This is a genomic window from Peribacillus psychrosaccharolyticus ATCC 23296, from assembly GCF_000305495.1.
GTDB classification, from domain to species: Bacteria; Bacillota; Bacilli; order Bacillales; family DSM-1321; genus Peribacillus; species Peribacillus psychrosaccharolyticus.
Genome location: NZ_AJTN02000216.1, coordinates 1 through 9,173, shown reverse-complemented (window position 1 = coordinate 9,173; position 9,173 = coordinate 1). Strand labels below are relative to the sequence as shown.

14 protein-coding genes are annotated in these 9,173 nt (G+C 35.5%); 4 read left to right on the top strand and 10 right to left on the bottom strand.

Annotation, left to right across the window (positions count from 1 at the left end):
- Window positions 1-566 precede the first annotated feature (566 nt).
- Complete coding sequence (locus WYK_RS15790) at window positions 567-1,790, bottom strand: MFS transporter (RefSeq protein ID WP_040375441.1); 1,224 nt, start codon at window positions 1,788-1,790, stop codon at window positions 567-569.
- Between the two features lie 109 nt (window positions 1,791-1,899).
- Between WYK_RS15790 and WYK_RS15785 the strand changes: the two genes are divergently transcribed.
- Window positions 1,900-2,286, top strand: coding sequence for a winged helix-turn-helix transcriptional regulator (locus WYK_RS15785; protein ID WP_040375440.1), 387 nt, complete (start codon window positions 1,900-1,902; stop codon window positions 2,284-2,286).
- A 72-nt stretch (window positions 2,287-2,358) separates the two neighbouring features.
- On the opposite strand, the gene WYK_RS15780 is transcribed toward WYK_RS15785, so the two are convergent.
- Together WYK_RS15780 and WYK_RS24980 are read right to left on the bottom strand one after the other, a co-directional pair.
- A complete protein-coding gene (locus tag WYK_RS15780; protein ID WP_040375439.1) occupies window positions 2,359-3,198 on the bottom strand; it encodes an aldo/keto reductase in 840 nt (279 codons plus the stop codon).
- A gap of 1,234 nt (window positions 3,199-4,432) precedes the next feature.
- Window positions 4,433-4,588 (bottom strand): hypothetical protein, encoded by a 156-nt coding sequence (locus WYK_RS24980; RefSeq protein ID WP_161629145.1) that lies wholly within the window; start codon window positions 4,586-4,588, stop codon window positions 4,433-4,435.
- A gap of 150 nt (window positions 4,589-4,738) precedes the next feature.
- Here WYK_RS24980 and WYK_RS15775 point away from each other — a divergent pair, with 150 nt between their 5' ends.
- From WYK_RS15775 to WYK_RS26365, 3 genes are all read left to right on the top strand, one after another.
- A complete protein-coding gene (locus WYK_RS15775; protein WP_040375438.1) occupies window positions 4,739-4,978 on the top strand; it encodes a helix-turn-helix transcriptional regulator in 240 nt (79 codons plus the stop codon).
- Window positions 4,968-5,324: a hypothetical protein gene (locus WYK_RS15770; protein ID WP_040375437.1), complete on the top strand. Its 357-nt coding sequence runs from the start codon at window positions 4,968-4,970 to the stop codon at window positions 5,322-5,324. The genes WYK_RS15775 and WYK_RS15770 overlap by 11 nt, the downstream gene beginning before the upstream one ends.
- Before the next feature lie 146 nt (window positions 5,325-5,470).
- Window positions 5,471-5,632, top strand: coding sequence for a P-loop NTPase family protein (locus WYK_RS26365; RefSeq protein WP_407951455.1), 162 nt, complete (start codon window positions 5,471-5,473; stop codon window positions 5,630-5,632).
- On the opposite strand, the gene WYK_RS15765 is transcribed toward WYK_RS26365, so the two are convergent.
- The 7 genes from WYK_RS15765 to WYK_RS15735 all read right to left on the bottom strand — a co-directional run bounded on the left by WYK_RS15765 (window position 5,625) and on the right by WYK_RS15735 (window position 8,979).
- Entirely contained in the window at window positions 5,625-5,897 is a 273-nt protein-coding gene (locus tag WYK_RS15765; protein ID WP_040375436.1) for an HU family DNA-binding protein, read from the bottom strand. The genes WYK_RS26365 and WYK_RS15765 overlap by 8 nt on opposite strands.
- 166 nt (window positions 5,898-6,063) lie before the next feature.
- A complete protein-coding gene (locus tag WYK_RS15760; protein WP_040375435.1) occupies window positions 6,064-6,246 on the bottom strand; it encodes a hypothetical protein in 183 nt (60 codons plus the stop codon).
- A 424-nt stretch (window positions 6,247-6,670) separates the two neighbouring features.
- The gene (locus WYK_RS15755; protein WP_040375434.1) at window positions 6,671-6,970 is read right to left on the bottom strand and encodes a spore coat protein; all 300 of its coding nucleotides are present in this window, start codon (window positions 6,968-6,970) and stop codon (window positions 6,671-6,673) included.
- 13 nt (window positions 6,971-6,983) lie between these two features.
- Window positions 6,984-7,181, bottom strand: coding sequence for a hypothetical protein (locus tag WYK_RS15750; protein WP_040375433.1), 198 nt, complete (start codon window positions 7,179-7,181; stop codon window positions 6,984-6,986).
- Window positions 7,182-7,200: 19 nt separating this feature from the next.
- Entirely contained in the window at window positions 7,201-8,337 is a 1,137-nt protein-coding gene (locus WYK_RS15745) for a zinc-dependent alcohol dehydrogenase (RefSeq protein WP_040375432.1), read from the bottom strand.
- A 17-nt stretch (window positions 8,338-8,354) separates the two neighbouring features.
- Entirely contained in the window at window positions 8,355-8,723 is a 369-nt protein-coding gene (locus WYK_RS15740) for a spore coat protein (RefSeq protein WP_040375431.1), read from the bottom strand.
- The gene (locus WYK_RS15735; RefSeq protein WP_040375430.1) at window positions 8,716-8,979 is read right to left on the bottom strand and encodes a hypothetical protein; all 264 of its coding nucleotides are present in this window, start codon (window positions 8,977-8,979) and stop codon (window positions 8,716-8,718) included. Before WYK_RS15735 ends, WYK_RS15740 begins: the two co-directional genes overlap by 8 nt.
- Window positions 8,980-9,173 lie beyond the last annotated feature (194 nt).

The window sequence follows — 9,173 nt, the reverse complement described above, 5'->3', positions numbered from 1 at the left end:
TATTTCTATAAGTGTAGGGGTTTTATTAAAAGAAATACATAAATGTTTATGTTAACATTTATGTATAATATTTATAAAAACTTACAATTAAATGTGTTCCTATCCAATCTTTTAGATTATCTACGAAAAAATGAGCTGATCCTTTATTAATGAATATATTCCTTCCCTCGTTGCGCATACTGATTAACTTCTATTTGTAGTCCCCAAAACAAAAACACATCTGACACCAATTTCCGTTTTTTAAATCCTCTACCTAGACAACAAATGAAGACCACTATGTTTTGTGAATCTAACTTCATTGGTAAATCATTAATATTCTATCTAGTATATTTTTTGAATATATTTAAAATTCTATATTTTCTACAATGTGATTTCCTTGATTGCAAACAAGATTATTTTTATATTTGTTTACATCAATATTAATGTTTATATAAATAATTCATTAATATGATTGTTTTTATTATAATACCAATTTTAAGACAAATCTCGATTGAGGAGCATTTTGCCATTGAATTAAGTACAAAAGAGGAACATTTATTCTTAATGTATAGAAATATTAAAGTTGTTCAATTATGGAAGGACGTAGTGAATTCTGTTGCAGAACTGTCTTTCTGTTTATTTTCAAAAATTAACCATGCTAATGTAAAGCTTGCGGCACCCATAACCATTAAGAAACCATATATGGGTGTATGTTTTAATGATTGATAATGTACAATCAATCCACCCACATAAGATCCCAGAAAAATACCGACATTGAAAGCAGAAATATTTAACGCTGAAGCCATTGCAGTAGCAGAAGGTACATATTTTTCAGATAGCTGAACAGCATATAGTTGTAAACCAGGAACATTCATAAACATGAATAGTCCCATAATAAAGACCATAATTAGTCCAATAACCTGTGAATTAATGGAGAAATTAATACCTAGTAATGCTAACGCAAGACCAATAAAGCAAACAAATATAGCTCGTAATGGGTTATTGTTGGCAATGTGTCCGCCTACTGTATTTCCAATGGCTACACAAATACCGTATAGGACTAAAATAACTACAATTGCCTGTGGGGAGTAGCCCATGTGTTTTTCTAAAATAGGAGATACATATGTGTATACTACAAATGTGCCGCCGTAACCGATTGCTGTAATGAAAAGAATTAATAGCATACGAATATTACCTAAAACTTTACCAATATCACGTACCGAAATTGGATTACTTTTTGATAGATTCCTTGGTACGAGTAAGGCATTACTAATTAAACCAATTAAACCGATTAGTACGATGAATACAAATGACATACGCCAATCTGTTACTTGACCAATAAATGTCCCTATTGGAACACCAGTCACAGTGGCCAAAGTTAAACCTGTAAACATAAATGCAATGGCACTTGCACGTTTGTTTGGTGCTACGACATCAGCAGCAATGACAGCAGCAATGGACATAAATACACCATGTGCTAAAGCCGAAATAATACGACCGATAAGTAGTATTGAGAACGTAGGTGCCATAGCAGCACATAGGTTACCCACTATAAACAGTACCATTACGAGCAATAGAACCTTTTTACGGTCAATTCTAGACGTTAAAACCGTTAAAAGTGGCGCCCCCATTGTGACACCTAATGCATAGATTGATACGGTTAAGCTGGCTGTACTTAAAGATATACCAAAGTCATTTGTAATTAGTGGGAGTAACCCCACACTAATAAATTCTGTAGATCCAATACCAAAGGAACTTATTGCTAGTGCAAGGAGTGTGAGTTTGGCACTTGGTCCTGATGATTTTGTCATACTATTGATAACTCCTTTGATTTTTTGAATAGAATATAGTATATTCATACATACTTAATAGGCATGTAAGGTACTTTTTGATACTTTTTAGTAATACAGGGGGTTCACAATGAGCAAAGTTTATAATATTGGTGTTGAAGCCACAATTGAAGTGATTGGTGGGAAGTGGAAACCCGTCATTCTATGTCACTTAAATCACCATGGCCAGATACGTACGAATGAGTTTCGTCGATTAATTCCGGGTATTTCACAAAAAATGTTAACGAATCAATTGCGAGAATTGGAGCAATGTGGATTAATCAATCGTAAAGTGTTCAATCAAGTACCACCAAAGGTTGAATATTCATTAACACCATATGGACATGAGATGGAGCCTGTGCTTAACTTACTTTGCATATGGGGTGAAAATCATATTGAACGATTAATTGATAATGGTGAAGATGTTCTTCTAATGCAACGAGATGAAGATATAGCAGTTGAGCAAAACCATCCTTAAGTTGCGTGAAACTTAAGGATTTTGGTTTCTTCAATGGTATGATTTTTGTCAATACTAATGAATTCTATTACATTAGAAGTCAAATTCTTCTGGGTCTGGACCAACACGTTTGTCCAAGTTCATGGCATTAAGGACTTCTAGTTCTTCATCAGTAAGGTTGAAGTCAAAGATGTCTGCATTTTGAGTCATACGTTCCTTACGTACTGACTTAGGAATGGTTACAACACCATTTTGAATATCCCATCGTAAAATAACTTGTGAATTTGATTTTCCATATTTTTCTGCGATTTTTGCAATAATTTGATTTTCAAGAAGTCCCCCTTGCATTAATGGAGCCCACGCTTCTAATTGAATATTGTGTTCTTTGCAAAATGAACGTAACGCTAATTGTTGTAACCGTGGGTGGAATTCTACTTGGTTAATAACTGGTATTACACGAGCAGTTTTTAACAAGTCTTGTAAGTGGGATATGTTGAAATTGCATACGCCGATTGCTTTGATTTTTCCCTCTTTGTATAGATCCTCAAGCGCTCTCCAAGACTCTGCATATTTATTTTTACCTGGCCAATGGATTAGATATAGATCCAAGTAATCTAGTCCTAATTTTTGCAGGCTTTCATCATATGCAGCTACTGTTTCGGCATAGCTTAAGCCAGAATTCCATACTTTAGATGTAATAAATAAATCTTCACGTTTTAAACCAGTAGATGCTAGCGCTAGTGTAATGCCCTTCCCTACACCTGCTTCGTTACCGTAAATAGCAGCTGTATCAATGCTGCGGTATCCCGCCTCTATCGCGTTTTTTACGATTTCTACCGTTGCATCATTTTCCACTTGGAATACACCAAGGCCAACACCCGGCATTTCTACATCATTATTTAATTTGATTGTATCTTGTAAACTATTAATCATTACTTTGTCCTCCGTATGAGTTTGGATTTCGTTGCTTTTTTATTATGTAGCACCACACGCAGAAAAAAAAGTACGCACTTTTTGGTTATATAGAAACCCAAAGGTTCCTAATGAGTCTTATCAATTGCTTTACAGTTAATTGTTTTGAAAGAATTAGCACGGGTAGACAAAGTCTACAACAATTTGGCGGCTATTGGTTGTTATATACTGGACACTCCTCCCTTTATTAGGCATGAGTGTAGATAGACAGGGGGATGTATTTGAATCCGATAAAAGAGCTAATACATAAAGGCTGGAAGACCGTTCATATCAAAACGTTTCTGGAAGAAAAGAAGAACCATATCACGAAAATATAATGCAGAATGAATACTAACATTCTAATATAAAAAAAGACATGCATGCTGGAATTTTCTGTGCTAACCACACGCCAGTCCTCACGCTAAAAGGCTAAAAAATTACTGTTGCGATTTTAGCAGAAGAAAGTGATAAAGCCTCTGCGTATCCAAGTATTGATTTTTCTACTTCTAAATAAAAATTTATATTTATGTTTATATTTACGTATATGTTTTTTTAATAAATATATATAGGTAAACATTATCGTATTTTACCTTTTAAGATGATCAACTAAAAATGAAAACTCATTTTTCATCAATGATTATATTCATTCCCTTTTTGCGTAAACTTCTATTTTTAGGCCACCCCCACATCTGACACCCATTTCTGGTTTTTAATTCCTCTATCTAGACAATAAGTAATAACTACCATATTACGTGTATCGTACTTTATTGGTAAATCATCAATATTCTATCGAGTAATTTTTTAAAATATATTTAAAAGTTCTATATCTTTTACATTATGCTTTCCTTGATTGCAAACCAACTTACATTTATATAAATATAAATATTAATGTTTTTATTAATACAATTATTTTCAATATTATTAATATCAACAAAGCCGCCCCAGTTAAGTGTAGAGAGATGGTAAACTATATAAATTAAATCAAACTATTAGGAACTCGTATATTGAACGGCCAATCCAATACAATCGTGAAATGTTTGCTCTCTAAGCCCATTCCTATTTTCCCTTCCGACCGAGTCTATTACAAAAGAGGAGAATTCATGCCTGAACACGCGACCTATGTGTCAACCTCACTATTTCTTTCCACTCACCTTCTATCCTTCTCTGCTTCGTACCAATCAGTACATAGGAAAGGAGCCTCTTCTCAGAAGTTTCATTATTCGTTTGAGGAGTAACCTATAAACCACATTGCTTTTTCTAAGTCTTCTTTTGATCCTAAGCAATTTCCCATAATAGAAACATTCTTAACGATACTTAGTTCTACTTCTCCTCTAACCATAGGTTCTGCATCACTTGGTGTGGCGTTTGACAATTATGGATGTTGGTCTCGTATACCACAAGTAACATATGTCCCGCCAGTTTGTAAGCTATTTCACCTCAACTATAATTAATTCATAACATTGTATAAGTTTACTTTACTTTTAGGATAAAATGATTTATGCTTTTTTAAGAGGTGATAATTATGAAGAAGGATTTTGGCGATTCGATATCAAATAAAGTCTACGAATATCGAGTACTTGCCAGAATGTCTCAGCAAGAATTGGCAGAAAAAGTTGGTGTCTCTAAACAAACCATCTTCGTAATGGAAAAAGGAAATTATGTACCTACGTTACTGCTTGCTTTTCGTATTGCCGATTTCTTTGAAGTTGAGGTTAACGATATTTTTACTTATCTGAAAGGAACTGATTTAAATGAAAGATAATTCGATCTCAGGTACGATCTCAGAAAAAATCTTTCACCCATTAAAAGTCTGGGTAGAGGAATCAAATGATAATTGGAATATGATGATTGTTGGCGGTTTAGGATTGATGATCATCGGAGGAATACTTTTATGGGTATATAGCAGAAAGATAGGTAAAACTGACGAAAGAACAAGTTCAATCTATTTAAAGTCCAGTTACACCATGTTATTTTTAGTCATTTTATTAGACGTGATTTTTCCGAAAGAATATATGTGGCAAATTTTCTTTTTATTTAAATATTCTCTAGCATTCATCTCTGCGGGTATTTATCTAGCTATTCGCTATAAAAAAGATTTCTTAAATTAAAAGAGTAAAGGGGATTGGAAAATGCAGAAAAATTCAATTACTAAAAAATATGGAGGATCTGTCATTCTAAAAGAACTATCTTTTGATTCAAAAAAGGGGAAATCGTTGGTCTAATTGGTCGTAATGGCGCGGGGAAAAGTACACTTATGAAGGTGATTGCGCAAATCATTCAGACATTCGATGGTACTGTTAAACGTAACAGTTCCGTCGGATACTTGATTGAAGAACCCAAACTATTCAATAATATGACTGGATACCCTAGAGACCCATACCCTAGGGATATTTTAAACGTATATAAATTTATTTAACAGCTTCTTTTAATTCTTTACCTGCCTTAAATGCTGGAACTTTAGAAGCAGCAATCTGTAGCTCTTCTCCTGTTTGCGGGTTTCTACCCGTTCTTGCTGCTCGCTCACGAACTTCAAATGTACCGAATCCAACTAATTGGATTTTCTCCTCTTTGGCAAGCGTAGAAGATATCGTTTCAAGTAATGTATCTACCGCCTTTTTAGCATCTTCTTTTGTTAATTCTGCTTGTGTAGCCACTGTATTTACTAGATCAGTTTTGTTCATGATAACACTCCTTTTCTTCGTTTAAGTAAGTATGAAGAAATACAACCATATCATATCATCTATCAGCCCGTCACTTATGGACTAGAGTTAAATCAAATCACTAATTAAAGAAATGTTAGTTCTATAACCTGTATTACATTATTTGGTTGGGTTGGTGTTTCCTCTACTACTGGTTCATTAACAACCGTAGTGATAGTTTCTTCTTTTTCACTTTTTTATTTTTATTAACTGTGGTTACTTCTTGTGGATCTGTTTCTCCATCTGTAATGGATGCATCTTCTACGTTGGTACAACCAACCATAAAGATGGTCGTTAAAAGTAAGATTAAATAGTTCATTTTCTTTTGCATTTTAGGACTCTCCTATAATAGTGTCATATTGTTCGTTCTAAAAATCTCGGAATGTTAACATAGATTAACGTTGTTAACCTATTAATAATAGTACACTACGAGGATAACTTTATTTCAGTAGACACTTTGTTCGAAGTGTGCAGTATTAAATTTCAATAAAGGTTTGTACAGTTTCAAATTGCAACTCGAATAATGCAGAAAATCTATGAAATCCATCGGATTTGATGGATCGAATTATTCATAGTCAGTATTTGTATCACCTCAAGCATTGGTATATCTAATTGTATAAAAAAATAGACTGCAGGCAAACCCGACTTTCGTTGAGCTTGTCTACAGTCTGAAAGCCACCTGGAGGCGGCATTCTCTATGTCTGGACTTAGAAATGAATTATAAAATATATACATCTTTCCATTTGACGTATATTTTATAAAGTAGGTAAGTTTAATGCGGTATCAATATTTTGTAGACTTAGTTCGGTTTGCTTGTCACGATCCCATGCATGATACCAGCCTTTTTCCATCATATAATTTGTAATGATTTCATGCATATTAAGAGATTCCTCTAAATGTTGAGTAAGGATAGCTTTAATTTCTGGTGTTCCTGACTCTGTAACGGCCATGGCATAATTTCTGACGCCGCTTTTAGCTGAATTCAGTAGATCCATTGCTACAACTTGGTCATTCAGAGCATCCATGCCAGTTATATTTTTAATTATCGGATTCATGTTCATTCATCTCCTAATTAGGCTTTGCTTTAGATAGGATGGAAGCAAACTCCTGTAATTGTCTGGTGGAAGTATCCACGTCTTGTTGCAAAATATTTTTTAGTTCTTCATCTGATACTAAGCCTTTCATTGTTTTGGACTTAGTTAAACAAAGGGTTTTAAATGCGGTCATTTCCTGTACTTCAAGGACTTCATGTAATGCGTAATCCACTATACAAACCTCCTTTTATTTAGGGTTTCAGAAGGACCTTGATACAATTATCCGTTCTTCTGTCAAAGATTTCATAGCCTTGTTTAGCTTCACTCAATGGAAGTACATGGCTTACTACATCACTTGGATCGATTTTACCTGAAGTTACTAACTCAAACATATATGGCATATAGTGGATAACCGGAGCTTGTCCTGTGCGAATATTCACATTGCGCTGGAAAATATCCCCTAGTGGGAACCCGTTATACCTTCCTCCATATACACCCGTAACTTGAATGGTTCCGCCTTTTCTAACCGCTTGGGAAGCAATGACAAATGCACTCATAGATCCACCGTGAAGCTTTAATCCGCTTGCGAGGAACTCTAAATCGCTCATTTTTCCATCCATGCCCACTGCGTCAATGACCACGTCCGCTCCACCCTTGGTCATTTCCAAAAGATGCATCCCGACATTTTCGTATTGCTCGATATTTACGGTTTCTACATTGTTTGTACGTTTGGCATGCTGCAAGCGGTAATCAATGAAATCAACTGCTATAACTCGCTTTGCCCCTTTTAGCCAACAAAACTTTTGAGCAAAAAGGCCGACCGGACCGCAGCCAAGAACGATTACCGTATCCCCGTTTTTAACACCGGCATTGTCCACAGTCCAGTAACCAGTAGTCATGGCATCGGCGATAACAGCCAATTTTTCATCTGGTTCTTCACATGTTTCAGGTATTTTAAAGTGGGTGAAGTTAGCAAAAGGCACCCGTAAATACTCGGCTTGTCCACCAGGGTACCCGCCGGTAGTACCTGAGTAGCCGAAATAGGCACCCATATCTCCATTATCATTGGAATTATCACATTGGCTCTCAAGGGAGTTTTTACAATAGACACATTCACCGCAGGCAATATTAAAAGGAATAATGACTCGGTCTCCCTTTTTCACCTTTGTAACACCGGGTCCGACCTCTTCGACAATCCCCATTGGTTCATGCCCGATTACATAATCCTCTTGCAAATTAGGAATCATTCCATGGATTAAATGCAAATCAGATCCACAAATCGCTGTGCTTGTTACTTTAATAATCATGTCATCTGGTTTTTCAATCCGAGGATCTGGAACTTCTTTGACTTCAACATTCTTTATGCCTTGATACGTTACTGCCTTCATCTAGACAACCTCCTAAGTTATTGTTCATCTGGTGTTCGATCAAACATACCTTTTCTATTCGTTTCACCTGGGAACAATTTCATGTTGCCGATCATTATGGTATTTTTGGCAGATAGCTGATCGAGTTGATACTGTTCATTCAATTCATAAGGATGAAACCATTTTTTATTAATCATCAGCTCTGTTATTTCCTGATGCATAGCAATCCCTTGCGATAGTTGTCTTCGTAAAACTGCTCTAAGATTAGGTGATGCGGTTTCGGTTAAGGCAACGGCTATATTCCGCACACCTTCTTTTGCACGAAGCAGAAAATCCATAGCAAATGTTGTATCTGCTAGCTCGGGTACGTTCATTGAGTTTCTTGGGTCTAAGTGATCATTATTCAATGTGCTTACCTACCTTTCCGTTAACAATTGGAGTTGGGCGATTTTGAGGGACAGGAGCTTGAAAAGGGGCAAGTTCATAGCTCGACTGTAACTCTGTAAGAGCTTGTATAGATTGTTCAACATCTTTTTGCATTAAAGCCTTCAGTTCTTGATCAAATACCAGCCCTTGCATTAACTTTGACTTCAATAAACATAGTGTTTTAAAGTTGATGGCTTCATGTAAATCCAGCGATTCATGCGGTGCTAATTTTTCCATCCAATTTTAACCTCCTATTTTACAGTACATTGATATTTTCACCATTGAAAATCTTATTTATACAGGAATACTTTTTAAAAATGACCGGGACGCAATTGGAGAAGAATTCCATGCAGGGCAGCTGGTGCAACGATTACAGGCTACCCTTTATTAAGAAGTGTGGAATAATGACAAAACCTTCGGATAATGTTCCG

Bases quoted from the DNA above. Each gene is read 5' to 3' on its own strand.
- WYK_RS15770 (WP_040375437.1), top strand. From the start codon at position 4,968: ATGAAAGATAATTCGATCTCAGGTACGATCTCAGAAAAAATCTTTCAC.
- WYK_RS15785 (WP_040375440.1), top strand. From the start codon at position 1,900: ATGAGCAAAGTTTATAATATTGGTGTTGAAGCCACAATTGAAGTGATT.
- WYK_RS15765 (WP_040375436.1), bottom strand. From the start codon at position 5,897: ATGAACAAAACTGATCTAGTAAATACAGTGGCTACACAAGCAGAATTA.
- WYK_RS15780 (WP_040375439.1), bottom strand. From the start codon at position 3,198: ATGATTAATAGTTTACAAGATACAATCAAATTAAATAATGATGTAGAA.
- WYK_RS15745 (WP_040375432.1), bottom strand. From the start codon at position 8,337: ATGAAGGCAGTAACGTATCAAGGCATAAAGAATGTTGAAGTCAAAGAA.
- WYK_RS15755 (WP_040375434.1), bottom strand. From the start codon at position 6,970: ATGAATCCGATAATTAAAAATATAACTGGCATGGATGCTCTGAATGAC.
- WYK_RS26365 (WP_407951455.1), top strand. From the start codon at position 5,471: ATGAAGGTGATTGCGCAAATCATTCAGACATTCGATGGTACTGTTAAA.
- WYK_RS15790 (WP_040375441.1), bottom strand. From the start codon at position 1,790: ATGACAAAATCATCAGGACCAAGTGCCAAACTCACACTCCTTGCACTA.
- WYK_RS15735 (WP_040375430.1), bottom strand. From the start codon at position 8,979: ATGGAAAAATTAGCACCGCATGAATCGCTGGATTTACATGAAGCCATC.
- WYK_RS15775 (WP_040375438.1), top strand. From the start codon at position 4,739: ATGAAGAAGGATTTTGGCGATTCGATATCAAATAAAGTCTACGAATAT.
- WYK_RS15760 (WP_040375435.1), bottom strand. From the start codon at position 6,246: ATGCAAAAGAAAATGAACTATTTAATCTTACTTTTAACGACCATCTTT.